The organism is Maricaulis maris, assembly GCF_003634045.1.
Classification (GTDB): domain Bacteria; phylum Pseudomonadota; class Alphaproteobacteria; order Caulobacterales; family Maricaulaceae; genus Maricaulis; species Maricaulis maris.
This window is the reverse complement of record NZ_RBIM01000003.1, coordinates 387,118-412,544: the sequence shown is the minus strand read 5'-3', so window position 1 is coordinate 412,544 and position 25,427 is coordinate 387,118. Positions and strand designations below refer to the sequence as shown.

The window sequence follows — 25,427 nt, the reverse complement described above, 5'->3', positions numbered from 1 at the left end:
CGAGGCCTTGCTGGCGGCGGGCGCCGAGGTGAACCGGGTCAATGAGCAGACCGGGACCTTCCCGCTGCTGATGGCGTCGCAGGAGGGGCATGGCGCGATTGTCGTGGCCTTGCTGGCGGCGGGCGCTGAGGTGAACCGGGTCCATGAGCAGAGCGGGAATTTCCCGCTGCTGATGGCGTCGCAGGAGGGGCATGTCGCGATTGTCGCGGCCTTGCTGGCGGCGGGCGCCCAGGCGAACCGGGTCGATGAGCAGAGCGGGGCTTTCCCTCTGCTGATGGCATCGCAGGAGGGGCATGGCGCGATTGTCGAGGCCTTGCTGGCGGCGGGCGCCGAGGCGAACCAGACCGATGAACAGGACGGAGGCTTCCCGCTGCTGATGGCGTCGCAGGAGGGGCATGTCGCGATTGTCGCGGCCTTGCTGGCGGCGGGCGCCGAGGTGAACCGGGTCAATGAGCAGACCGGGACCTTCCCGCTGCTGATGGCGTCGCAGGAGGGGCATGGCGCGATTGTCGTGGCCTTGCTGGCGGCGGGCGCTGAGGTGAACCGGGTCCAGGAGCAGAGCGGGAATTTCCCGCTGCTGATGGCGTCGCAGGAGGGGCATGTCGCGATTGTCGCGGCCTTGCTGGCGGCGGGCGCCGAGGCGAACCGGGTCAATGAGCAGACCGGGACCTTCCCGCTGCTGCAGGCATCACAGGAGGGACATGGCGCGATTGTCGCGGCCTTGCTGGCGGCGGGTGCCGAGGCGAACCGGGTCAATGAGCAGAGCGGGAATTTCCCGTTGCTGATGGCGTCGCAGAACGGGCACCGCGCGATTGTCGAGGCCTTGCTGGCGGCGGGCGCCGAGGCGCACCGGGTCAATGAGCAGAACGGGACTTTCCCGCTGCTGCTGGGGTCGCAGGAGGGACATGGCGCGATTGTCGAGGCCTTGCTGGCGGCGGGCGCCGAGGCGCACCGGGTCAATGAGCAGGGCGGGAATTTCCCGCTGCTTGCCGCCGTTCACAGCCGGGACCTCGCCTGTGTCCGGCTTCTGTTCGAGGCTGGCGCGGATCGCGCTATACGGCAAACTGACCTCGGCACCGCGCTCGACTACGCCCGCCGCATCGAGGCAACCGACATCACAACCTACCTCGAAAGCCTCGACTGAGCCTGCCCCGTCCGGTCAAGACTTGGTTAAGGCGGGCGGTGCACAATCGGGGTGTCCGTTGATTCCCTTTCGCGATTGCGAGAATTCATGTCCGGCAGTTTTGACCGCATCCGCGTTCTCATCGTTGAGGACAATGCGCACATGTCGACCATCCTGCGTACGATCCTGCAGGGGTTTGGCGTGCGCACGATTGTGGAAGTGCGCGACGCGGCGGATGCGTTCGAGACCATGCGCGATGTCAATCCGGACTTTGCCCTGGTTGACTACATGCTGGGCGATCTGAACGGGCTGGAATTTACCCGCCTGGTGCGCACGGCCTCGGACAGTGCCAATAAATACCTGCCCATCGTGATGGTCACCGGCCACACCGACCGCTCCAAGGTGATCGAGGCGATCAATGCCGGGGTGAATGAGTATCTGGCCAAGCCGGTGCGTCCGGTGGACCTGTTTCATCGCATCTCGGCGCTGATCGAGCGGCCGCGCCGCTTCATCAAGGCGCCGACCTATTTCGGTCCCGACCGCCGGCGTCGCCAGGACCCGCGCTATGCCGGCCCGTGGCGCCGCGACGGTGATGAGGAAAAGTCGGCGAGCTAAACCCAGGACGGCGCCGACCATGCCTCGCCGCCTTGGTCGGCGAATGGTTTAGCGGCCTTCAACCGCGACCCTGCAAGTCGTGGAAAAGCGCGTCGAATCGATCAGCTCAGCCTCTACAGGGAGTGGATCAAGATTTCGGCCACTGACTGTGCACGAGGGGGCACCGGAAGGGTCCCACACGAAATCGATCCTGAGCGCGGCACCCTCAGAAACCGAGAAATTCAAATTTCCGAACATGGCGGCGTTCGTGTCTGTGGTACTGGCCGTGTAAGACAGGGGTTCGCCCATCTGGAAGGCAAACCGCATGGGGGGCTGCTCCCACTCACCGTTTCTCAGGTCGAAATCGTCCAGACTCAGCGCGGCGAACGGTCTGAGGTCGGCCTCAATCGTGAGGCTGCGGGCAGACTCATCTTGCAAGAGTTTGGAGCCGACAGGTTTCAGCGCGTTGAGCACAGCTGCCGGCGTGTCGGCCGGGGCGAACGTGGCCGATGACAGGGCGGTTGCAAGGGCGATCATCGGTAACATGGATGTCTCTCTCCGGTTGCTGGCCGGAAGGTTGGCACGCCAGGCGCTAAGATTTCTTGAACTGGCGACGTTCGGCGCCCGGCCCGGCGGGCACCGCTGCGCAGACGGTAGTCGCGATACGGGCCCACGCCCGCCCTGGCGGGACGGGGGTCTCGAACTGTCAGCCATGGCGCCCGAGCGCGGATGTCTCCATGTCAGGCCCGCTCCAGCGACTCCTGGGTCGTCGGATATCGCCGATAAAGCGAAAACACGATCACCGCCTCCTCGGCGCCGACCGCCTTGCGCTTGCGGATAATGGTCGCGAAGTCGGCATTGTTGACCAGCAGGTCCGGCCCGACCCCGGTCAATTCCTCACGCAGGATGAGCGCCGTGTCGCAACTCAGCGGGGCGCCGCAACCGGAGCGGCAGGCGATGGCATCGGCTTCGGTCAGCAGGCCCTGCATGCGACGGGCAGCGAGCCTGTCGGCGATCAGGGCGCGGCCCCAGGCGTCAAAGCGGACCGCATCGAGATGAAACAGCACTCCCCACTCGGTCGACATGCGGACCTCCCGATTGCACGCAGGAAGTGTACTCGTTTTGTTCTGCTGCCGCAAGTGGTGTCAGAGCGCGCCGAGTGCCGATGCGATCTCCGCCTCGGTGGTGCACCAGCTGGTCACGAAACGGGCCGAGCCGTCTGGCCATTGGTAGAATTGCGCACCGGCGCTGCGTAGGCGTGCGGCGAGGGCGTCGTCGAGGCGGACGAAGATCTCGTTGCCATCGACCGGATGCAGAACCTCGGCGCCGTCGATGTTGCGAAAGTCTGCCGCCAGTGCCCGGGCCCGGTCATTCGCCGTGCGGGCGAGGTCCAGCCAGAGATCATCAGCCAGCCAGGCGTCGAACTGGGCCGCCATGAAGCGCATTTTCGGGGCCATATGCCCGGCCCGCTTCTGGCGTGCCTGCAACTCCTCGAACCGGTCCATGACGGAGGGGAAGAGGATGACCGCCTCGGCTCCGAGGGCACCATTCTTGGTGGCGCCGAAACACAGCGCATCAATGCCGGCCTTCCAGGTCAGTTCGGCCGGTGTACAGCCAAGCGTGACCAGGGCATTGGCGAAGCGGGCCCCGTCCATATGCACGAAAGCCGGTCGATCCTGCAGGCGACCGGCCCGTTCGTCGATTTCGGCCGGCGAATAGGCGGTGCCGCTCTCGGACAGATTGGAGAGGGACAGGACCCGCACCGGGCTGGTGTGGACAAATCCCTCGGGAATTTCGGCCAGGGCGCGGTCGAGTTCCGCAAGGTCGATCTTCGCGTGTGCGCCCTTCAGCGGGATCAGCTTGCCGCCGCCGGTGAAGAATTCCGGGGCGCCCCGCTCATCGCGGTGAATATGGGCCTCGTCATGGCACAGGATGGCGCCATGCGACGGGCAGAGGACGGACAGGGCCAGCGCGTTGGACGCGGTGCCCGAAACCGCGAAGAGGAGTTTCAGGTCGGTCTCGAAAACCGCCTTCAGCCGTGCCTCGACCTGGGCGGTCAGGGGGTCGGCGCCATAGGAGGGCGCGAAATCCCGGTTTGCTGCCGCGATGGCGTCGATCAGGGCGGGATGGGCGGGAGCGGTGGTGTCGGACAGGAAATTCATGTCCGCAATGGACAAGTCCGGCGCCGCTGCGTCAATCGCCGAAGGCGGGATCGGGGATCAGTGGCGGCAGGCCGTCGCGCATCTGGTCGGCGGAGGAGGTCGGCCGCCCGCTGGCATCGGCAAGGGTTGCCTGCCCGCCCAGATCCCGGCCGGGATAGGCGTTGCGCTCGAACAGGGCGCGGATCTGGTCAGCGGTGATCTGGGTAAAGGCGGCCTCGGCCTTGGCGATGTTTTCCTCGCTGGCAAATTGCAGCATCGGCAGGCCTTCACTGCCGTCCGACGGTGTGCAGGCCAGCGCCCGGCGATTGGCATCCGAGGTCGACAGGCAGAAGACCGAGCGCACCGCGTATTGTGTGCTCCCGGACCCGTTGGGAAAGGGCACGGCGGCGCGGTTATCATTGAACGGATTGGTGTCGCTGAGGATATGCGGCGCCTCAACGGCGTCGCCGGGTTGGGTGGGGTCTGCCATCGCGGTGTCAGCAGGTTCCGCGACGGGCTCGGCTTCGGGCGCCGGGGCCGGGGTCGGTTCGGGGATTGTTTCCGTCTCTGGTTCCGGTACCGGCGCAGGGTCTGGCTCCGGCTCTGGCTCAGGCTCTGGCGCGTTTTCCGGCTCTGGTTCCGGCTCAATGACGGGTTCTGGCGCTGGAATAATGACCGGTTCGGGCAGTTGGACGAAGACGATGTCGAGCACTTCATGCGCGACGGGGGGCGCATCCGGTCGCGGCAGGAAGAGAAGGCCGGCGATGATGAGGAGGTTGACGGCAAGCGCAGACGCGCCGGCGGTCAGACGGCGGCGCAAGGCTTCGGAAAGGGGCGATGAAAACACCACGCCCGGTTATCCTTTCGCTCGGCCCCCGCCGTCACGCATCCTGCTTAGACCAGCTGCGTGGCTGACGCCAGAGGGGCGGGCGGGAAAAGACCAGCTCAGATTGCGGTTTCTGCGTCGGCCCAGACAATATAGCGGTCCGGGCCGGGGGTCAGGCTGCCGAAAGGCCAGCAGGTGACCAGGGCCAGCCGGGACGGACCGAGTGCCGGTTCGATCCCCGAGCGGGCGGCATCGACGATTTCCATGCCGGTGACCCGGAAGCGCAGCGGTGCTGCGCCGGGTTGTTCGATCACGATCAGGTCACCGGTCGCCACGCGTTCCAGGAAGGCAAAGTGGGTATCGCGGTGGGCGGCGATCACGCTGACCCCCGGCGCGCCGGGGCGCGCCGAGGCGTCGAGCAGGGCCGGTCCGAAGGCGAGGCTTTCGCCGCCGCCGTCGGACAGGACAATGGCGTGTTCGCCGAGAGACGGGACGGAGAGCCGCGCCACGGGCCGAAAATCGGCCCAGGGCCATGGTGTGGACGCGGACTCCCCGTCGATTGCGCGGGTCCAGGACTGTGCGAGGAGGACCTGCGCAATATCGGCCTTAACCCCCATCCAGGCACCTTGTGCGAAAACGCAGAGACCGGCGGCCAACAGGCCAAGGGCGAAAAGGCGGGTTGGTTTGACGGTCACCACAAGCGCTCCTCGCGGCGGGTGACCAGCCAGATCAGGGCGAGGATCATCATCAACGCGCCGAGCCCCATCAGGATCTCGCGCGGTGTGGCTGTGGCCGGCAGGGCCAGTCCGCTGGAGCGTTCGGCCTCGCCACCGGCAGCAGGGGCGGCGCGCACGTCCAGCCGCGACCGGTTCAGCAGCGCCTGGAGCTGATTTGCGGCTGGCCGCTGGGCGACGGCGCCGAAATCCCAGCCGTCCGGGATCATCGCCGGGACGTCTTGCGAGGCGAGCGGCGTGTCTTCCGGGCGGGCCGGGGTGACATCGACGGCGACCAGGCTCGTCAGGCGGGAGACGAGGTCGAAATCGAGCGCGGTCTGCAGCACGGCGGCGTCGATCTCGGTCTGGCTGGCGCCCTGGAAGCGGGCTTCCTCGAGGGCGCGGATCCGGTTGCGACCGAACAGGGCGGCGATGCCGCGGCCCTCGCGGGCATTGGCCAGCGACAGCGTCTCGCGCCATATCGCACCGGCCAGCGCGCCTTCAATCACCATCACCCCGTCGCGGCGACCGAGGCGGGCGGTCAGGATGACCGGTTCGCCATGATAGAGATCGGGCAGTGGGGCCGGCCAGATCTCGCTGAGCCCGTCCTGCGGGAAGAGCACGTCGAGATCGGTCATCACCGGGCGTTCCAGGGCGGTGAACAGGGCTTCCATGCGGGCTTCGACCTCGGAGACCTGTCCGATATGGGTGAAGGTGCCCCGCCCAAGCCGGGCGGCGCGGCTCATGAAGTAGGAATTGGGCGCCGAGCCGATCCCGACCGGGAACAGGCGCGAACGGCCCAAGCCATTATCGATGGCGGAGAAAAGTTGCGCCTCATTGCCGATCGCGCCATCGGTCAGGAAGACGACCTGACGCACCTGTTCCTCGCTCTCACTGTGCGTATCGCGCAGGGCGGCATTGAGGGCTGGCAACATCACGGTGCCGCCCTGCGCCTCGAGCCGGCGGGCGAAGGCGAGGGCGGTGGCGATATTGGCTTCGTTGGCGGGCACAGCCTCGGGGAAGACCTGGTCCATCGTGTCGTCGAAGCGGATGACATTGAAGCGGTCTGTCGGCTCCAGGCGTTCCAGCGCCGTGATCAGGGCGGCCCGGGCTTGGCGCATCGAGGCGCCGCCCATCGAGCCGGAATTGTCGATCACGAAGATGGTCTCGCGGTCACGGCGCGGGGTGGCATCGCTCATCTCGGCCGGAGGCAGGACCTGGGCCAGCAGATAGGTCTCGCCCTGCCATTCCTCGATGAAGAGGGCGGCGCTGGCAGCGTGCGGATCGGCGGCGCGCCAGGTCAGCACGAAATCGCGATTGGCCGGGATCGGGCCGGCGGCCAGCGAGATGTGTGCGGTCTCGTCGGGAAGATGCTCGACTAGGGTGGCGTGATAGAGGCTGGCCACCTCGCCGAGGGAAAATCCGGCATTGAGATCAGCGGTGATGGTGACCGGCAGGCGCAGTTGGTCGCGGGGTTCGGCGGAGGGGGGCAGGATGGGCGGCGTGATGCGGGCGGCATCCGGCACGGCGGCGCTGCCGTCGGAGCCGGTCGAGGCCAGCAGGACGTCGCTGTCGTGCGGGATATAGCGCGGCGTCAGGCCGAGTGGTTGGCGCAGCTCGTAGCGGCCCTCGGAAAAGCGCGCGACGCTCTGGTATTCCAGCTGCACGATGATGGTCTCGCCCGGTCCGATATTGGCGACCGAGGTGGTGAACATGTTGGGCCGTTCCTGCTCGACCAGGCTGGCGCGCTGGCCATTGCGGCGGGCCGCCTCATAGGTGCGGCGCGCGGCCTGGCGTTCCTGGATCTCGCCCTCGATGAAACGGTCGCCGACCTGCATGCGCAATCGGTCGACACCGCTGTCTTCGGGCAGCGGAAAGACATAGGTCGCCTCGACCCAGGCATCAGAGGGGTTCTCAAAGCGCTGGGTGATGGTGGCACGGATCACCGGTCCGGAAATGTCGAAGGCGAGGTCGGTCGCGACCATCGGGGCGGGGATGTAGCGGCCCGGTTCGATCGTCTTGATCAGGAGGGCGCCTTCATTGATCTCGGACAATCGCACCATGTGGGTTTCGTCGACTACGGTCGGCTCCGGCGTGTCGGCGAAGGATTCGGCTCTCGCGTCCGACCAGAGCAGCAGCGAAATCGCAAAGACGATGATGGCGAGTGTCAGTGCAAACCAGGCCTGTGACCCGGCGGATGTGTGTGTGCGTGCGGCCGCCATGCGAACCTCCCCGATATGTGCCGGTCGCCCCGCGGTGCGAGGGTGAGTGCAGAGCGACCGGCTTCCCTGTCCGAGCTCACGCTGGTCCCCGATCAAGAGTGTGACAGGGCGTTAATACGGCGATTGCGGGGAAAATTGGGGCGATGTCGGGGCGGCTTCCCGGATCGGGCACTTCGCGAGCCATGCAAAATTGCCGCATCATTTCGGCGAACATGCATGGCTGGGGGATTGGCCTGCCGGGCGAGCGGGACTAGGGTTTTTGTCTCCAGCCGAGCTCTACCGGGACATGATCATGACATTCACGCCGTCCGCCGCGCTTCAGCGCGTCAAACCCTCTGCCACGCTTGCCGTTACCCAGAAGGCGCGCGAGCTCAAGGCCAAGGGGATTGACGTGATCTCGCTCGGCGCCGGCGAACCGGATTTCGACACGCCGGACCACATCAAGGATGCGGCCATCGACGCCATCCGCCGCGGCGAGACGAAATATACCAATGTCGACGGGATCGCCGAGCTCAAGGACGCGATCATCAAGAAGTTCCGGCGGGATAACAGCCTCACCTACGAGGCCAACCAGATCCACGTTTCAACCGGCGGCAAGCCGGTGATCTACAATGCGCTGCTGGCCAGCCTGAATGTTGGCGATGAAGTCATCATCCCGGCGCCCTACTGGGTCAGCTATCCCGAGATGGTGAACCTGGTCGGCGGCACGCCGGTCGAGGTCAAGGCCGGGATCGAGAACCGCTTCAAGATCAGCCCGGACCAGCTGGCTGCCGCGATCACGCCGAAGACGCGCTGGCTGATCCTCAACTCGCCGTCCAACCCGACCGGCATGGGTTATACCCGTGACGAGTTGCGCGCCCTGGCCGACGTGTTGCTGGCCCACCCGCATGTCTGGGTCATGACCGACGACATGTATGAGCACATTGTCTATGACGGCTATGAGTTCGCGACCATCGCCGAGGTCGAGCCGAAACTCTACGACCGCACGCTGACGATGAATGGTGTCTCCAAGGCCTATTCCATGACCGGTTGGCGGATCGGCTATGCCGGCGGTCCGGCGGCCCTGATCAAGGAGATGGGCAAGGTTGCCTCGCAGACCACGTCCAACCCGTGTTCGATCTCGCAATGGGCTTCGGTCGCAGCGCTCAACGGCGAGCATGACTTCCTCACGGCCCGCAATGCCGCCTTCCTGCGCCGTCGCGACCTGATCCTTGAAGCCATCAATGGCGCCGAGGGCCTGGTCGCCCCGACACCGGAAGGCGCCTTTTATGTTTTCGCCGATTGTTCCGGCACGATCGGCAAGACAGCGCCGGACGGGACGGTCATCAAGACCGATACCGATTTTTGCGCGGCGCTTCTGGGCGCGGAAGCCGTGGCGGCGGTGCCGGGCGTGGCGTTCGGTCTCGAACCTTGTTTCCGGATTTCCTACGCCACGTCGGATGAGGTCCTGACGGAAGCGGGCAAACGTATTCAGAGATTTTGTGCATCGCTGCGCTAGCCATAGATCGTGTCAATGTCAGACCCAGTAAATCCTGATTGGATTTATGACTGCCGATAGCCTACATCTGCCTGCGAGAGGCGGCGCTGCCGTCGCAAGACCGATCAAGGAGACTGACATGGGCATCAATATGGGCCTCACCGACGCACAACGCGAAGCGATGGCGAAAGCCGTGACGGCCGTGTTGGCGGACACCTATGCGCTCTACTTCAAGACGCATGTCTATCACTGGAATGTCACCGGTCCGCGTTTCCACGACCTGCACGCCCTGTTCGAGGCGCAGTACAATGAATTGTGGATGGCCACGGACGTCATCGCTGAACGCATACGGGCGCTCGATGTCGTCGCACCGCGCTCCTATGCCGAGATGACCGAAGCTGCGGCCATCAAGTCTGGCGGTGAGGCCACCGAGGCCAATGACATGTTGCGCGACCTGCTCAAGGGTCACGAGACCGTGGTCGCCACCATCCGCAAGGCGCTGGCCCTGGCCGGCGAGCATGGCGATGAAGCGACCGCTGACGTTTTGACGCCGCGCCTGACCGAACACGAAAAGTCGGCCTGGATGCTGCGTTCCACAATCGGCTGACCCATCCGGTCAGTTCGTTGACGAGAGCCCCGGTGCCCGGCACCGGGGCTTTTGTTTGTCTGCCATTGGCTGTGCATCGAACAAAAAAGCCCCGGCTCCTTGGAGCCGGGGCAGTCATTGTGATGCGGGCCGGGGAAGCCCGAAAGAAATGGCGCCGGGTCCTAAAGGGGAGGAGAGGGACCCGGCGCAAATTTGTGCGCCCAAATGGGGAGGAGGGGCGCACAAAACTCAGATGGGGAGATCCGAGGAGCGGCGTGATCGCCGCGTCGGGTGTGTATATGTGCGATTGTTGCCGGTAACAGAAGTGCTATCGCGTCATGCCAGCTATGCAAAAAATAGCGCAAGCCACATTGTTGCCATGCATCGTCGGGATGGCGGCGGGGCGATCGGGCAAGTCCCTGTTTTCCCGAAAATCATGCGGCAGAATTGTGGCTAGCTTTGCCAGCGACGCGCCTGCTCGATCAGGAAATCACGGAAAGCGACGATGCGTCGTGAGCCCCGGAGCTCGCTGGGATAGACGAAAAACACCTCGAAGTCCGGGCCGTCCAGGTCCGGCAGGACCCGCGTGAGCTTCTGGTTCTCACGAGCCACATAGTCCGGCAGGGCGGCAATCCCCATGCCCGCTTCGACGGCTTTCATCACGCCGTAGATCGTATTGACCTCGATCACCGCCGGGCGTGGTGCTGCCCCTTCTTCGCGGCCGGCCTTGGCAGCCCAGTCGAGGCCGGGAATCGGTGCGAGTTGCGGTGGGCCGTAATAGATAATCGCGTGGTCATCCAACTCGGCTGGCGTACTCGGCGCACCCTTGCGCTCGATATAGTTGTGGCTGGCATAGAGGTGCTGGCGGACCGACAGCAGCTTGCGCTGGACGAGATCATTCTGGGTCGAGGGCCAGGGGCGGATGCCGACTTCGGCCTCCAGACCCGCCAGGTCCAGCTCATGGTCGTCCAGCATCAGGCGGATGCGGATATTGGGATACTCGTCGTGAAATTCCGACAGACGAGGTGCCAGCCAGATGGCGCCGAGCGCGGTTGGTGCCGTCACCTTCAACTCACCGGAGGGCTCGTCGCGGGCGTCGTGAACATGCGCCTCCGCGATCGCCACTTTCGAGGCGATCTCGTGCGCCGCGCCATAAAGCAGATTGCCCGGCTCGGTCGGGATCAGGCCGCGCGCATGGCGGTGGAACAGGGTTACGCCGAGATCATCTTCCAGTGCCGCGATCTGCCGGCTGACGGCCGATTGCGACAGGCCGAGCATGTCGGCCGCCTTGGTCAGGGAGCCGGCCTGCGCAGCCGCGTGAAACGTTTTCAGCTTGTCCCAGTCCATGCCCGCTCACTCCCCGTATGGAATCGGTTTGGGCAGTCTATCCGGAAAGCCACAAATCGCGAGCCTGCTAGTCCGCGCCGTCGTCGGCGGGCTCGTCCGGTCTCGTGTCGTCCGGATCCGGCGAGGGCAGGTCGTTTGTGAAGACCTCGCCATAACGACCTTCGCCGATCAGTTCGATGCGGCGTTGCTCGACGGCATTCAGCAAGAGCCGCCCGTTTGTCGGCAGGACACCGCAGGAGTTCGCGATCCCGCTGCCCTGTTCCGACCAGCCATAGGACAACATGGGCGATGCGCCGCCGCTCCCGCGGCAGCGGTAGGAACCGTTGATCAGGTCGGCAATCTGCCAGTCCGCCACATTGGTCTCCAGGGGACGGTCGCCCATCAACTGGCTGCTGGTTTCCGGGTTGGCGTAGGCAAGCAGGTGGCGGCGAAGGTCGCGGTCGAAATTGTCGAACAGGCCGCGGGCGTCGTCATAGACATGCGAAACCCGCAATTTGCGACGATGCACATCAACGCCCCGCAGCGCATTGACGAATTCGTCTGCGCTGGCGTCCAGCTGCTCCCAGACCTGATCGCCCTCGAATGCGGCCCGCCGCAATTCCGGACTGCCGACAGACCCATTGAAAAAACCGTAGATGATCCGCGGATCATCCCATTGCTCAAAGACGATCCGAAGGCGGATATCATTGAGGCTGAGTGTCTGGCCCGCGACTGTGAGGAGCGGCCCCTCGAACAGGGACTGGTCGGATCCGGGTGCCCGCAGCCGGTTGATATTGCGGATCGGGTAGGCCGCGAGAATTTGCTCGACGACGGCGACGTTGTGAAGGTTGAACCAATAGGCGAGTTGCTCATCGCGATTGAGCGCTTCCAGGCCGCCGATCCGGTCCGGAAGGGTTTCAAGGTCTTGCCGCAGCGTGGTGATGGCGTCGCGGTATTCGTCCGGCATCAAATGGTAGACAACCCGGTTGCCTTCATACCGATAGCGGCTGAGATTCCCGGTGCTGAGGCGGGTTCCGGTGGTGATCGGGCGCGACCGCTCCGGATTGCGGTCCATCGGCGGCACATTCAGGACAATGTCTCGCAAAACGAGCGTCCAGCCACTGTGGTCAATGTGAATGAGCGAGTCGGGATCGGACTGTGCGAACCGGGAAAAGTCCGTCGTCTGCCCGTCGCTTTGAGTTGCGAAAGAGGCCCCCCCGCCGGTCATTGCGAGAAGCAGGAAAATGGCAACTGACATGATACGCATCGACAACCCCGGGTTCGGTGCACGGGCGACACCCTTCGGGCCGCATTGGGCGCGTACCCTACCCGGCTGCCGCGAAGCGGCAAGAGGGACGTGCCTTAAATTACAGACACGTCCCATGGCAGCGATCCGGCGTCAGGCGTTGATATTGCTTGACCGGCTTTCCGGATAGCGCGCCCCTTTGACCCGGTCCGCCAGCGCGTTGAGACGGTCGCGCTCCGATGTCGTCAGGCCGATATCCGCCCCGGCCAGATTGGACTCAAGATTGGCCAGCTTGGTCGTGCCCGGAATGGTCAGCACGTTGTCGCCGCGCCCGAGCACCCAGGCCAGGGCGATCTGGGCCGGCTTGGCGTTGTGGGCGGCGGCCACCGCCTTGACCTCGTCAACCAGTTCCAGATTGGCCCTGAACGCCTCGGTTTCGAAACGGGGCTGCGTCGCGGCGGACCGGAAGTCACCCTTCTGCGGCGTATGGTCCGGTGTGTAGCTGCCGGTCAGCAGTCCGCGCCCGAGTGGCGAATAGGCGACCAGGGAGGCGCCGATCTCGTCGACCGCCTTGAGGGAGCCATCCTCGATATCGCGCGAGAAGATCGAGTATTCCGACTGCAAGGCGGCGATCGGATGGACCTTGTTGGCGCGTCGCAGCGTGTCGGCGGAGGCTTCGGACAGGCCCAGCGCGCGCACCTTGCCTTCGTCAACCAGCTTGGCCATGGCCCCGACCGTTTCCTCGATCGGCGTCTTCAGGTCGACGCGATGCAGGTAGTAAAGGTCGACATGGTCGGTCTTCAGGAATTGCAGCGACTCCTCGATGGCGGCGCGCATATTCGCCTCCGAGCCGTCGACGTCGAGAAAGGCGCCGGTCTGCCTGTCGCGCACCGGTCCGAATTTGGTGGCAATCACGACCTTGTCGCGGCGATCGTGAAAAGCTTCGCCGAGCAGGCGTTCATTGGCGCCCATGCCGTAGAGCTGGGCGGTGTCGAAATGATTGACGCCGGCATCGATGGCGGCGTGCAGCAGGGCGACCCCGTCGCGGGTTTCCACGGCCGGGCCATAGAATTCCGACAGGCCCATACAGCCCAGCCCGATCGCGTTGACGAAAATGCCGCTGTGTCCGATTTCGCGTTTCAGCATGATGATCTCCCGATGCCGCCCGCATGTTGTGCGGCGTTTGATTGGCGGTAGACGCTCCCGGGCGCACGCTTGTAAAAGCTGCGTGTGAGCGCTCACTCACATATTGTGCGCGAGGTTGCCCGGTGCAAGGGCCGCTTGGTGATTTATACCGTCAGACGGCCCAGCTGTCCCATGCGGCCTCAATGGCGGCATCGATTTCTGTTGCTTGCCAGGTGTGGCCGGCCAAGGCCTGTTTCAGCATCGACATGAGGGGTGGGAAGAAAAAGGCGCGCAGCACGGATCCCGGCAGCGGTTTGATGAGGCCGGCCTCCTGGCCGTCGCGCATCAGATCGGCGACGTGCTGGTAAAACCCCTCATGGGCAACACCTTCGCTGCCCGATAGCGGACTTTCGGCGAAGCGCTGGCCATAGGTGAAGGCCGCCGGATCGGAGAGATAGGCGTGCCAGACGCCCATCCACAGCTGGCCGAAACGGTCGCGCGGCGAACCGCCGGGCACGGTCTTGGCCTGAACTGTCTCAAACACTTCCTGTTTGAGCTGCCGATAGATCGCCAGGAAGAGTGCATCCTTGCCGGGGAAATGGCGATAGAGCGTGCCTTCCGCTAATCCGGTTGCCCGCGCGATGGCCGCCGTCGTCGTCGCCGCGAACCCGTCGTTTGCGACGAGGTCGAGGGCGGCGCGCATGATGCGGGTCCGGGTCGTGCTCTGATCATCCAGCATGAAGCCCAGTCTCCCGCCGCGGCGCGCCGCAGTCCAGCGTGGTCGGCCCGCCTATTCCTGGGCGGCCAGGAAGCGCTCGGCTTCCAGCGCGGCCATACAGCCCATGCCCGCCGCCGTGACGGCCTGACGGTAGACGTCGTCGGTCACGTCACCAGCGGCGAACACGCCGGGGATGGAGGTTTTCGGCGTTCCGGGCTCGACGACCAGATAGCCGCCTTCCTTGGTTTCCAGCTGGGCGGCGAAGAGCTCGGTTGCCGGCGCATGGCCGATGGCGACGAAGAAGCCGTGGGCCGGAATATCAGTCATCGCACCGGTCTTGAGATTCTTCACGCGGACAGCTGTCACGCCGGGCGGGTTGGTGTCGCCAAGGACTTCCTCGACGGCGCTGTCCCATACGACTTCGATCTTTTCGTGCTTGAACAGGCGGTCCTGCATCACCTTTTCGGCGCGCAGGCTGTCGCGGCGGTGCACGAGGGTGACCTTGGAGGCGAAATTGGTCAGGAAGAGAGCTTCCTCGACCGCGGTATTGCCGCCGCCGACGACAACAACTTCCTTGCCGCGATAGAAGAAACCGTCACAGGTCGCACAGGCCGAAACACCGAAGCCCTGGAATGTCTGCTCGCTCTCCAGCCCCAGCCATTTGGCCTGGGCGCCGGTGGCGATGATGACGCTGTCGGCGGTATAGGTCGTGCCGCTGTCGCCCTTGAGCACGAAGGGACGTGATTTGAGGTCGGCCTCGACAATGATGTCGGAGACCATGTCAGTGCCGACTTTTTCGGCCTGCTCGCGCATTTGCTCCATCAGCCAAGGGCCCTGGATGACATCGGCGAAGCCCGGGTAATTCTCGACATCGGTGGTGATGGTCAGCTGCCCGCCCGGCTGCAGGCCAGCGATCAGCGTCGGCTCGAGCATGGCGCGGGCGGCATAAATGGCAGCGGTGTAGCCGGCAGCGCCGGAGCCGATGATGATCAGGCGCGAGTGACGCGTCTCGGACATGGTCGAACCTCAAAGTCAGTCAGAACGGGGCGAATCCCCGATGATGGATTGGATGTCTATATAGGCAATCGTCCGCGCTTTGCCTGCCCGTCTTTGCAGCCCGGCCTTGCGTTGCGTATCGGCCGGGCGCGATCAACGGGTGGCTATTCACCGACCGGCGGCAACAAGGCGCGAACCATGCCGGGGTCGCGTCCGCCCGGCCATCCCATCGTGTCAAACGGGTCGGTCCCCGCTTTGCCGGTCGCGATCAGGTGGGCGGCGTAGAGATGGGCCGAGCGCGTGCCCGACCGGCAATGCATGACCACCGCCCCGTCGCTGTCGCTGTCGCCGTCGCTGTCGTCCAATATCCCGGCCAAGGCCAGCGTGAAGGCGGGATCGGCCCCGTATTGGCCGCCGATCGGCATTTCGACATAGCGCATTCCGAGCGTGGCCACGGCTGCGGCGAGGTCGAAAGGCAGGCCAGCGGTCTCCTCGGGGGTGCGCGAGTTGATGACGGTGCGCGCGCCGGCTTCGGCCCAGGCTTGCAAATCGGCTTCGCCGGGCTGGCTGGCCAGCCAGACATTGTCGTGGCGCGCCACAATGGCGGCTTCATCCTGCAGGGTCATGATCTCTCCCATCCAAGTCGGCGCTGCGGCCTACCCCGTCGCATCGGTCAGCCCGCCAGCGTGTTGACGGTAGCGCCGCAGGCATTCGCCAGCGACCCGTCCGGTTTCATCGAGCGGCGCATAGGTCCATTGCGCAAGCTCTCCGAGATAGGGACGGACGGCACCATGGGCTTCCAGGTCGGCGTGCAGGCGGGCAAATTTGCCGGGCGTGCCGGTCAGCGGCAGGGCGTAGACCGGCCGCCCGGTCGTGCAGGCTTCGACCAGCATGTTGGTTGATTCCTCGGTCACGAAGATCCAGTCGGCCGCCGCCAGAAATGCGAAATAGGGATTGGGTCCGTCGCCGTCATGATACCAGGCTCCCGGCTCCGCCTCGAAATGCCTTCGGAAGCGCTCGCGCATTGGGTCCGGCGTTCGCCGCGACACCGTGATCATCAACGCGATGCCCTGGGCCAACAGATCGTCGAGCCGTGCCTCAAGATAATCGGCGCTGGTGTCATCGAGCTTGAAGCGCTTGGAATTGCCGCCGATCAACACGGCGGCGCGTTTACCGGGCAGGGCATCGAGCTCGGTGGCAAAGCCTGCCTTGCCGGCCGCGAGCACATCATCGGTGACCCGGTTGGGTGAGCCGATCATGGTGATCACATTATCGCCGTGCAGACGATCATGTCGCGGCGCAATGATCAGGTCGAAATCACCATGCCGGCTGCGTGGATCCTGCACATAGATGAAGTAACTGTCGGGGAAGATCCGCTTGTGGCGACGTGCCAGCGGGATGGCGGCGCGCCCGCAACCGATCCAGATGTCCGGGTCGGACCGCGCCGGCAGCGTGACGAAGCCGTCCTTGCGCACCGTGACGCGTTCGATTGTGACCGGGCCGTCGATCTGCCGCGCCATGGCCTCGGCCAGGCCGAGCGCCTGATTCTCGATGCCGCGACGGCCGTCGGATACGACCCAGATCGTCGTGCTTTTACCTGTGAGGCGAGACATGGGGCCAGTTAGAAAGTGCGTGTTGTAACGCGTCAAGCATCGAGCTCGCTTGACAGCGCGTGCTACGAGTGTAACGTCATGCGACAGATGTAGCGCGAAGCCGCGTGACCCAAATGCGAGACCAGCCGATGCCCGCGAACACAACCACCACTGCCCCCTCCCAGGCCGAGCTGGCCATTCTCAAGCATTTGTGGACCGCCGGTCCGCAGTCAGCCCGTGAGGTTCAAAGTCGTATCGAAGGCGTGACCGGGTGGTCTTACTCGACGACACGGACCCTGTTGGCGCGGATGACGGAAAAAGGATTGGTGGCACGAAAGGACGTGCACGGCCTGTCGGTGTTCGAGGCCCGGGTTGAAAAAGTCACGCTGATGGGGCGCCTGATCCGCGATTTCGCGGCCAATGTCCTCGACATGGACGGTCCGCTTCCGGCGACCACCTTCGCCAACAGTCGGCTGTTCTCGGATGCCGAGGCGGAGGCGTTGACGCGATTGCTCGAGACTTCCGACGCATCGGCGAAGGACGAGGGGGATGAAACCGGCGGGGAGGGGCGCTGATGTCCGGCCTGTTTCAAGCCCTGCTGATCGGCGCGGCGCTGTCGCTGCTGTCGGGACTTCTCGCACTGGTGTTGGCCAGCTGGCAGACCCGCCGCGGCGCTGGCGGTTCCGGCCTGTGGCGCACGGCGCGCTGGGCCGCCCTGACGCCTCTGTTGCTGGCACCCATTATCTATTCCATTCCCGACACCGTCAGCGCGCCGATGCACGCGCCCCTGCCCGGAGGCGCGTTGCCGTCTGGCGACATGGCGGCCAGGGCACAGGCCGGCCCCGGGCCGGTCGCAATCCTCGCAGCGATCGATTGGCGGCTGCCCCTGGCCGGGACCTATCTTGCCGGTCTGCTGGTCGCCCTGGCAGGGGCGGCCCTGCGTCATGGTCGCCGCGCGCTGCTGCTCGCCGGCAGCCGACCGGCGCCGGAAATTGCCCAGGACTATCTGTCCATGCTGGCCGCGCGGGTCGGCGTCGAGACGCCGGATTTCCGCCTGCGCGACGGCCTCGCATCGCCGCTCCTGACGGGCTGGAATCCGGTCATCCTGGCCGCGCCCGACCTGCTCGATGATACCGCCGCCAGCCGTTATGCATTGACCCATGAACTCGTCCACTACCGCCGCGGTGATGAGCAGGACCGCCTGCTGGGCGCGGCCCTCATGGTGGCGCTCTGGTTCCATTGGCCGCTGCGCCGGATCGAGCGTGAGCTGCATGAGGCGCGCGAAATTGATTGTGATGCGGAAAGTCTGGAAGCGCTGGGGGGCGCTGAGCGCAAGCCCTATGCGGCGACGCTGATCACCATGATGCGAAGCCCGGCCCAGCTGGTGTCGGCCTTCGGACCCGATGACAGGAGACATCGAGAAATGCGTATCAAAGCCATTCTGTCGGGCCGTTCCGCCCGTCCATCCTCACGGCTGCTGGCGGTCATGCTGGCCGGCGTTTCCATCCTGCCGGTGGCCTGCGCCCAGGCCGCTTTGACCGAGCGGTCCCAGCTTGTGGTCGACCTCAACAATCCTGCCGAGAACCATGTCGTGCGTTTCCATGCGGCGCCGAATGGCGACCCGGAACTTCATGACGATGACGAGCTTCATTTCGAACCGGACCCTCATGGCGAACACGCCTTTGGTCCGGATCATGAGGGCCGCATCCACGATGAGCATGAGAGTGACGGCATTGACGGGCACAGGGTGTTCCGGACCGAAGACGGTCGGGAAATCATTTTCGAACCCCGAGAGGGGAGCTCGTCCGGCGATGTTGCGTTCATGGACGGCGAGGGCAGTGTCGAGTTCATTTTCCTTGAGCCGAACGAAGGCGAGGAACCGCGCTACGCGATGATTGATGACGACGGCAATGTCACCCGTTTCGATTTTGAACCCGGCAATTCCTGGGTGATGGCGGGGGATGGCGACAGCCGCGCGCCGCGTCCGGATCCAGTCACGTCTGTGGCGCCGACCGCCCCGGTTCAAGCGGAGCCGGGTCTCGAGCCGGCCCCCGAGGTGGAGGCTGTCGAGCCGGCCGCCACGCCGCGTGCAGCACCGCGACCGGACGGACGGAAACACGCCGCGCCCGCTGATGCAGCGGTGCCGGCGCCTGCCTTCACGCACACCGTTGCCGACGGTCGAATTTCGAGCCGTTTCGGACCTCGCCGCGCGCCGGCAGCTGACATTTCGTCGGATCATCATGGCACCGACATCGCAGCCGCCAGTGGCACGCCGATCCGGGCGCCGGGCGCTGGCACAATTGTCCACGCCGAGGCGGGGCTGAATGGCTGGCCGGCCTGGGGCAATACGGTGGTCATCGACCATGGTGCGGGTTGGGAAACAGTCTATGCCCACATGCAGGGATTTGATGTCGAGGTCGGCGATCATGTCGAAGCCGGCCAGCAAATCGGACGGGTGGGTTCAACCGGTCGCTCGACCGGACCGCATGTCCATGTCGAACTGCGCCGGAATGGCGAGCGCATCGATCCGGCCAGCCGTCTGCCCGGCCTGCGCTGAACGGGTTCAGCTTTGGTTCAACAGTGTCGGGCTTTAATGTCGCCAGGTTGAATGGCAGGGCCGCGGGGCATGACGTCGGGACGCAATATCGCGATCATCACAGCGCTTCTCGCGCCGGTGGTGATCGCTGCTTGCGCCCAATCTCCCCGACAAGAACCGGTCACGCCGCTCGCGCCCGACCTGGCGGGAGCGCCGCCGGGCTCCGCGATTCCCGGCCATGACACTGCGCCGGACCCGGGCGCTGTCCTGTTTTCCTATCCGGTCGTCGAAGGCATTGTTTACTCCCGTTTCGGCGCTGTCCGCGGCGGCGGGCGGGTGCATTCCGGGACCGACATCTCGGCGCCGCGCGGGACGCCGGTTCGCGCCGCGGGCGCGGGGCGCGTGATCTATGCCGGATACGGATATCAAGGATCGGCCGCTTGGGGTCAGGTCGTCCTGATCGACCACGGTCGGGGTTGGACGACACTCTATGCGCATCTATCAGCCGTCGATGTCTCGGTCGGCCAAGACTTGCTGGGCGGTGAGCAGATCGGCCGCGTCGGTCGCACCGGTAATGCAACCGGGCCACATCTGCATATCGAAGTGCGCGAGAACGGCACCCGTCATGACCCGTCACGCTTGATACCCGGGATCGGCACCGGCTCCTGACTGGCTCTTCGACTTGCGGGTATGCCCCTGATCGTCCCATCATCCACGCCTCCATAAACACAAATCAGAAATTCAACGGTCGGGGATGAAAATGACAGAACGCGAATTCGATGTGGTCGTCTTTGGCGCGACAGGTTTTACGGGACGATTGGTCGCCGAATATCTTGCCGCCACGCATGGTGGGCTGACATGGGCGATGGCGGGCCGGTCGCAGGCCAAGTTGGCCGAGGTGCGCGATCTGATCGGCGCACCGGCGGACACACCGCTGATCGTGGCTGACAGTGCCGATGCGGCCTCACTGGCGGCGATGGCAGGCCGTACGCGCGCGGTCATCACCACGGTCGGACCCTATCAGCTGTATGGCGAGCCGCTGGTCGAGGCCTGCGTGAAAGCGGGCACGGATTATGTTGATCTGTGCGGTGAACCAGCCTGGATGCATGACATCATTCGCACGCATGATGCCGCCGCTCGCGCCAGCGGTGCCCGGATCGTGCTGTCCTGCGGCTTTGACTCCATTCCCTTCGATCTCGGCGTCTATCACCTGCAACAGGCCGCCATTGCCAAAACCGCCGCACCGATCAGCCGGGTGAAAGGCCGTGTCCGCAAGATGAAGGGGACGTTCTCCGGCGGCACGGCGGCGAGCTTTGCCGAGACGATGAAGCGGGCCGGCAAACAGCCGGAAATCATCGATTGGCTGAAAGATCCGTTCTCGCTGGTGCCGGGCTTTGAAGGCCCGAAACAGCCCAGCGGTGCCAGGATTGTCTTTGAAGAGGACCTCAATTCCTGGGCTGCGCCCTTCGTGATGGCCTCGATCAATACCAAGAATGTCCACCGCTCCAACGCCTTGCTCGGTCATCGGTATGGCGAGGACTTCGTCTATGACGAGATGTTCCTGACCGGGCCGGGTGATGAGGGCGAGGGCTTTGCCAAAATGATCGCCAATGACAAATCCATGTCGGAAAATCCGCCCAAGCCGGGCGAGGGACCGTCAAAGGAAGAGCGTGAGACCGGTTTCTACGACATCATGTTCACCGGCCTGACCAAGACCGGTGAGCGGATGACGGCCAGCGTCTCTGGCCAGAAAGACCCGGGCTATGGCTCGACCTCACGCATGATCGCCGAAGCCGGTCTATGCTTGGCATTCGATGTCGATCGCGATGTGACGCCCGGCGGTGTCTACACCACGGCCCCGGCGATGGGTGAGGCGTTGATCGAGCGCTTGCAGAAATATGCGGGGCTGACGTTTGCGATCGAGGGGTAGGGGCACGCTCTCAAACGCGATGTTCACGGAATTCGGGGCCCGGCGCTGCGTCAAGCGAGGCCAAGCCCTGAGTCGCCACTCGAGCAACGCTCGAACCGGACCTTAAATCCCATGCCAGCCAGTGGGCCTCAGAGGGTCAGTCGGGTCAAGGGCCGCGCAGCGGCCGCTTCGCGGTTCCACCCTTGACCCGACTGACCCTCTGAGGCGGAATCCCGGCAAGAGAATTAAGGGTAAATCTGTCCGCCCGGGCGCCGACCGACGGCTTGTCCTGCTGGCGCGCCGGTCGCGGATGAGAACATCCCCAAACGCAAAACCGGCGCCCCATCGGAGCGCCGGCTTGGCATGTCATCGCATTGAAAGAGCCGACTATCCCCAGGCGACCGACATGATCTCATAGCTCTTGAGGCCGCCGGGCGCATTGACCTCGGCAACATCGCCGACTTCCTTGTTGATCAGCGAGCGTGCAATCGGCGAGGAGATCGAGATCTTGCCGGATTTCACATCCGCCTCATCCTCACCGACGATCTGATAGGTTGATTCCTGTTCGGTGTCCTCGTCGAGCACGGTGACGGTCGCGCCAAACTTGACCGTGTCGCCGGACATTTTGGTGATGTCGATCACTTGCGCCCGAGCGAGCTTGTCCTCGAGTTCCTGCACCCGGCCCTCGATCCAGCCCTGGCGTTCCTTGGCCGCGTGATACTCAGCGTTTTCAGAGAGATCGCCATGCTCGCGCGCCTCCGAAATCGCCGCGATCACGGCCGGGCGTTCGATGGTTTTCAGACGTTTCAACTCTTCGTCGAGGGCGATTTGCCCGGCGACCGTCATCGGGATCTTGTTCATGCGACCACTTATCTTCGGGAAAGAGGAGACAGGCTAGCCTCCACTTAATTGACCATCAAGAGTAGGTCTGCAGCGCTTGCGGTTCAAGCGCTCCCTCATCGATGCGACGCAGCGACGCAATTGCGGCCCGGGCCGCCGAGGCGGTGGTGTAACAGGGGATCCTGGTTTCAAGCGCAGAACGGCGGATCGAATAGCTGTCGAGATGGGATTGTCGGCCTTCCGTCGTATTGAAGATCAACTGGACTTCGCCATTCTTCATGGCGTCGACAATGTGCGGGCGGCCTTCAAAGACCTTGTTCACGCGCGTCACCGGGATGCCGGCTTCCTCGAAGGTCTTCGCCGTCCCGCCGGTGGCGAGAATGGTAAAACCGAGCATTTTCAGCACGCGAACCGGCTCGACCATGGCTGCCTTGTCGCCTTCTTTCAGCGAGATGAAGACAGCGCCCTTGCGCGGCAGGGCAATGCCGGCGCCCAGTTCCGCCTTGGCGAAGGCCGCTTCGAATGTGGTGTCGATACCCATGACTTCGCCGGTTGAGCGCATTTCCGGGCCGAGCACCGGGTCGACACCGGGAAAGCGGGCCCAGGGCATGACGGCTTCCTTGACCGAGACATGTTTCGGCGCCGGGTCCTTCAGGCCGAATTCCTTCAGCGGCGTGCCGGCCATCACCTTGGCGGCAATCTTGGCGACCGGTTGGCCGATCGCCTTGGCCACAAACGGCACGGTGCGCGAGGCGCGCGGATTGACTTCGAGCACGAAGATTTCGCCGTCCTTGACCGCGAACTGGACATTCATCAGGCCTTTCACGCCGATGGCCTTGGCCATGGCGACGGTCTCGGCCTTCAGCTCGGCGATCATGTCGTCGGACAGGTTGTAGGGCGGTAGCGAGCAGGCGCTGTCGCCGGAGTGCACACCGGCTTCCTCGATATGCTGCATCACGCCGGCCACCCAGACATCGGTGCCATCGCAGATCGCGTCGACATCGATCTCGTCGGCATCCGTCAAATAGCGGTCGAGCAGGAGCGGTGATTTGCCGGAGACATTGACGGCCTCGCGGATATAGCGCTCGAAACTGTCCATCTCGCGGATGATCTCCATGGCCCGGCCACCGAGGACATAAGAGGGGCGCAGGACCAGCGGGAAGCCGAGCTTTTCGGCGGCGGTGCGCGCTTCGGCGTCGGAGGAGGCTATGGCGTTGGGCGGTTGTTTGAGGCCGAGATTGTCCAACAAATCCTTGAAACGCTTGCGGTCTTCAGCGAGGTCGATCGCGTCCGGCGCGGTGCCGAGGATGGGCACGCCTTCGGCTTCCAGCTCGCTCGCCAGCTTGAGCGGCGTCTGGCCGCCATACTGCACGACCACGCCCAGCAGCGTGCCGTTCTCGCGCTCGGTCTCGATCAGTTCCAGTGTGTCCTCAATGGTCAGCGGCTCGAAATAGAGACGGTCGGCGGTGTCGTAATCGGTCGAGACGGTCTCGGGATTGCAGTTCACCATGATCGACTCGATGCCCATATCGCCAAACGCAAACGCGGCATGGCAGCAGCAATAATCGAACTCGATGCCCTGGCCGATCCGGTTCGGGCCGCCGCCCAGGATGATGGCTTTCTTCGCATCCGTAGGATTGCTCTCGCAATCGGTCTGGCCACCAAAGGCCGGCAGCTCATAGGTGGAATACATATAGGGCGTCGCGGCGAAGAATTCGGCGGCACAGGTATCAACGCGCTTGAACACCGGGCGCACACCCAGGGCCCGGCGGGCCTTGCGGATGTCGGCCTCTTCCACCTTGACCAGCTTGGCCAGGCGGGCATCGGAAAAACCCATCGCCTTGATGTCACGGAAGGCTTCCGCCGTGTCCGGCAGGCCGAGCGTGGCGATGTCGTCCTCGGTGGTGACCAATTGTTCGATCTGGCGCAGGAACCAGGGTTCATAGAGCGAGGCCCGCTCGACTTCCTCGACTGTCATCCCTTCGCGGAAGGCTTGCGCGATAACGCGCAAACGGTCCGGTGTCGCCATGGCGAGGGCGGCGCGCATGGCCTGCTTGCGGGCGTCCATGTCGACCGCGTCGTCAACGCCGGCAATCTCGATCTCGTCGAAACCGGTCAGGCCGGTTTCCATCGAGCGCAGGGCTTTTTGCATGCTTTCCTGGAAGGTGCGGCCAATGGCCATGGCCTCGCCGACCGACTTCATCGAGGTCGACAGCTTGGCTTCGGCGCCGGGATATTTCTCGAAGGCAAAGCGCGGGATCTTGGTGACGACATAGTCGATCGTCGGTTCGAAGGCGGCGGGGGTGGCGCCATCGGTGATGTCGTTGGCGATCTCGTCGAGCGTATAGCCGACCGCCAGCTTGGCGGCGACCTTGGCGATCGGGAAACCGGTCGCCTTGGAGGCCAGCGCCGAGGAGCGCGACACGCGGGGATTCATCTCGATCACAACCATGCGGCCGTCTGCCGGATTGACCGCGAACTGCACATTCGAGCCGCCGGTCTCGACGCCGATCTCGCGCAGCACGGCGATCGAGGCCGTGCGCATGATCTGGTATTCCTTGTCGGTCAGGGTCAGGGCCGGCGCGACGGTGATCGAGTCGCCGGTGTGCACGCCCATCGGATCGACGTTCTCGATCGAGCAGATGATGATGCAATTGTCGGCCTTGTCGCGGACAACCTCCATCTCGAACTCTTTCCAGCCGACAATCGATTCCTCGACCAGGATTTCATCGACCGGCGAGGCGTCGAGGCCGGTGCCGCAGATATGGCGGTATTCCTCGACATTATAGGCGATGCCGCCGCCGGTTCCGCCGAGTGTGAAGGAGGGGCGGATGATGGCCGGCAGGCCGATCTCGCTCATCACGGCTTCTGCTTCGGCCATCGAGTGAACCGTGCGCGAGCGCGGGCTTTCCAGGCCGATCTTGTCCATCGCATCGCGGAAACGTTCGCGGTTTTCCGCCTTGTCGATGACATCGGCCTTGGCGCCGATCATTTCGACCCCGAACAGGTCCAGCACGCCGCGCTTGTCGAGTTCGAGGGCGCAGTTCAGCGCCGTCTGGCCACCCATGGTCGGCAGCAGGGCGTCCGGGCGTTCCTTCTCGATCACCTTGGCCACCATGTCTGGCGTGATCGGCTCGATATAGGTCGCGTCGGCCAGTTCCGGGTCGGTCATGATGGTGGCCGGGTTGGAATTGACCAGGATGACCCGATAGCCCTCGGCCTTCAGCGCCTTGACTGCCTGAACCCCTGAATAGTCGAATTCGCAGGCCTGTCCGATGACAATGGGGCCGGCGCCGATGATCAGGATGGACTGGATGTCGTTGCGTTTGGGCATGGGCGTGGCCTTCTTTTCCCGTTTTCGCGTGTCATGCGCGCGCGCTCGTCGCGGCCCTCCGGGGACGGAGTGCCGTGCGAGCGATCAGTTTTGGTGCTGAAGCGGGTAGGTATCGCGGAATCG

Annotated in this window: 23 protein-coding genes; 8 read left to right on the top strand and 15 right to left on the bottom strand. The window is 64.4% G+C overall.

Translation table 11 applies throughout. From position 1 onward, the window contains the following. Both C7435_RS17125 and C7435_RS07880 read left to right on the top strand, forming a co-directional pair. Positions 1-1,144: ankyrin repeat domain-containing protein (locus C7435_RS17125; protein WP_170150389.1), on the top strand; the 1,144-nt coding region annotated here is incomplete at its 5' end. Positions 1,145-1,231: 87 nt separating this feature from the next. Further along, complete coding sequence (locus tag C7435_RS07880; RefSeq protein ID WP_075189011.1) at positions 1,232-1,738, top strand: response regulator; 507 nt, start codon at positions 1,232-1,234, stop codon at positions 1,736-1,738. A gap of 48 nt (positions 1,739-1,786) precedes the next feature. Here the strand turns inward: C7435_RS07880 and C7435_RS07875 are convergent, their stop codons facing one another. The 6 genes from C7435_RS07875 to C7435_RS07850 form a co-directional block, all read right to left on the bottom strand. After that, on the bottom strand, positions 1,787-2,263 hold the full coding sequence (locus C7435_RS07875) for a hypothetical protein (protein WP_121210690.1): 477 nt from the start codon (positions 2,261-2,263) through the stop codon (positions 1,787-1,789). A gap of 194 nt (positions 2,264-2,457) precedes the next feature. After that, complete coding sequence (locus tag C7435_RS07870; RefSeq protein WP_121210689.1) at positions 2,458-2,802, bottom strand: hypothetical protein; 345 nt, start codon at positions 2,800-2,802, stop codon at positions 2,458-2,460. Between the two features lie 60 nt (positions 2,803-2,862). Continuing rightward, positions 2,863-3,894 carry a threonine aldolase family protein gene (locus C7435_RS07865; protein ID WP_233350712.1) on the bottom strand — a complete coding sequence of 344 codons (1,032 nt, stop codon included), beginning with the start codon at positions 3,892-3,894 and terminating at the stop codon, positions 2,863-2,865. A gap of 16 nt (positions 3,895-3,910) precedes the next feature. After that, complete coding sequence (locus tag C7435_RS07860) at positions 3,911-4,705, bottom strand: hypothetical protein (protein ID WP_147422657.1); 795 nt, start codon at positions 4,703-4,705, stop codon at positions 3,911-3,913. A 98-nt stretch (positions 4,706-4,803) separates the two neighbouring features. Further along, positions 4,804-5,379, bottom strand: a complete 576-nt coding sequence (locus C7435_RS07855; RefSeq protein ID WP_147422656.1) for a class GN sortase — start codon at positions 5,377-5,379, stop codon at positions 4,804-4,806. Then, positions 5,376-7,619, bottom strand: a complete 2,244-nt coding sequence (locus tag C7435_RS07850; protein ID WP_121210681.1) for a marine proteobacterial sortase target protein — start codon at positions 7,617-7,619, stop codon at positions 5,376-5,378. The genes C7435_RS07855 and C7435_RS07850 overlap by 4 nt, the downstream gene beginning before the upstream one ends. Before the next feature lie 292 nt (positions 7,620-7,911). Between C7435_RS07850 and C7435_RS07845 the strand changes: the two genes are divergently transcribed. Both C7435_RS07845 and C7435_RS07840 read left to right on the top strand, forming a co-directional pair. Beyond that, a complete protein-coding gene (locus tag C7435_RS07845; RefSeq protein WP_121210910.1) occupies positions 7,912-9,117 on the top strand; it encodes a pyridoxal phosphate-dependent aminotransferase in 1,206 nt (401 codons plus the stop codon). A gap of 118 nt (positions 9,118-9,235) precedes the next feature. After that, complete coding sequence (locus C7435_RS07840; RefSeq protein ID WP_075189006.1) at positions 9,236-9,703, top strand: Dps family protein; 468 nt, start codon at positions 9,236-9,238, stop codon at positions 9,701-9,703. Positions 9,704-10,135: 432 nt separating this feature from the next. On the opposite strand, the gene C7435_RS07835 is transcribed toward C7435_RS07840, so the two are convergent. The 7 genes from C7435_RS07835 to C7435_RS07805 all read right to left on the bottom strand — a co-directional run bounded on the left by C7435_RS07835 (position 10,136) and on the right by C7435_RS07805 (position 16,706). Continuing rightward, positions 10,136-11,029: a LysR family transcriptional regulator gene (locus tag C7435_RS07835; protein WP_121210680.1), complete on the bottom strand. Its 894-nt coding sequence runs from the start codon at positions 11,027-11,029 to the stop codon at positions 10,136-10,138. Between the two features lie 67 nt (positions 11,030-11,096). After that, positions 11,097-12,113, bottom strand: coding sequence for a DUF547 domain-containing protein (locus tag C7435_RS07830; protein ID WP_170150388.1), 1,017 nt, complete (start codon positions 12,111-12,113; stop codon positions 11,097-11,099). 294 nt (positions 12,114-12,407) lie between these two features. After that, on the bottom strand, positions 12,408-13,400 hold the full coding sequence (locus C7435_RS07825; RefSeq protein WP_121210678.1) for an aldo/keto reductase: 993 nt from the start codon (positions 13,398-13,400) through the stop codon (positions 12,408-12,410). A 151-nt stretch (positions 13,401-13,551) separates the two neighbouring features. Further along, positions 13,552-14,118 carry a TetR/AcrR family transcriptional regulator gene (locus C7435_RS07820; RefSeq protein ID WP_075189002.1) on the bottom strand — a complete coding sequence of 189 codons (567 nt, stop codon included), beginning with the start codon at positions 14,116-14,118 and terminating at the stop codon, positions 13,552-13,554. Between the two features lie 51 nt (positions 14,119-14,169). Then, entirely contained in the window at positions 14,170-15,114 is a 945-nt protein-coding gene (gene trxB / locus C7435_RS07815; RefSeq protein ID WP_075189001.1) for a thioredoxin-disulfide reductase, read from the bottom strand. Positions 15,115-15,257: 143 nt separating this feature from the next. Then, complete coding sequence (locus C7435_RS07810) at positions 15,258-15,719, bottom strand: protein tyrosine phosphatase family protein (RefSeq protein ID WP_170150387.1); 462 nt, start codon at positions 15,717-15,719, stop codon at positions 15,258-15,260. A gap of 30 nt (positions 15,720-15,749) precedes the next feature. After that, on the bottom strand, positions 15,750-16,706 hold the full coding sequence (locus C7435_RS07805; protein WP_121210675.1) for a mitochondrial fission ELM1 family protein: 957 nt from the start codon (positions 16,704-16,706) through the stop codon (positions 15,750-15,752). 128 nt (positions 16,707-16,834) lie between these two features. On the opposite strand from C7435_RS07805, the gene C7435_RS07800 reads away from it, so the two are divergent. The 4 genes from C7435_RS07800 (at position 16,835) to C7435_RS07785 (ending at position 21,151) form a co-directional block, all read left to right on the top strand. Next, positions 16,835-17,260, top strand: a complete 426-nt coding sequence (locus C7435_RS07800; RefSeq protein WP_075189109.1) for a BlaI/MecI/CopY family transcriptional regulator — start codon at positions 16,835-16,837, stop codon at positions 17,258-17,260. Beyond that, the gene (locus C7435_RS07795) at positions 17,260-19,242 is read left to right on the top strand and encodes a M23/M56 family metallopeptidase (protein ID WP_121210674.1); all 1,983 of its coding nucleotides are present in this window, start codon (positions 17,260-17,262) and stop codon (positions 19,240-19,242) included. Before C7435_RS07800 ends, C7435_RS07795 begins: the two co-directional genes overlap by 1 nt. Positions 19,243-19,311: 69 nt before the next feature. Further along, positions 19,312-19,890 (top strand): murein hydrolase activator EnvC family protein, encoded by a 579-nt coding sequence (locus C7435_RS07790; protein WP_170150386.1) that lies wholly within the window; start codon positions 19,312-19,314, stop codon positions 19,888-19,890. A gap of 91 nt (positions 19,891-19,981) precedes the next feature. Continuing rightward, a complete protein-coding gene (locus C7435_RS07785; RefSeq protein WP_121210908.1) occupies positions 19,982-21,151 on the top strand; it encodes a saccharopine dehydrogenase family protein in 1,170 nt (389 codons plus the stop codon). A 366-nt stretch (positions 21,152-21,517) separates the two neighbouring features. Here the strand turns inward: C7435_RS07785 and greA are convergent, their stop codons facing one another. Beyond that, a complete protein-coding gene (greA, locus tag C7435_RS07780; protein ID WP_075188996.1) occupies positions 21,518-21,991 on the bottom strand; it encodes a transcription elongation factor GreA in 474 nt (157 codons plus the stop codon). A 55-nt stretch (positions 21,992-22,046) separates the two neighbouring features. Continuing rightward, on the bottom strand, positions 22,047-25,304 hold the full coding sequence (gene carB / locus C7435_RS07775) for a carbamoyl-phosphate synthase large subunit (RefSeq protein WP_121210671.1): 3,258 nt from the start codon (positions 25,302-25,304) through the stop codon (positions 22,047-22,049). Positions 25,305-25,427 lie beyond the last annotated feature (123 nt).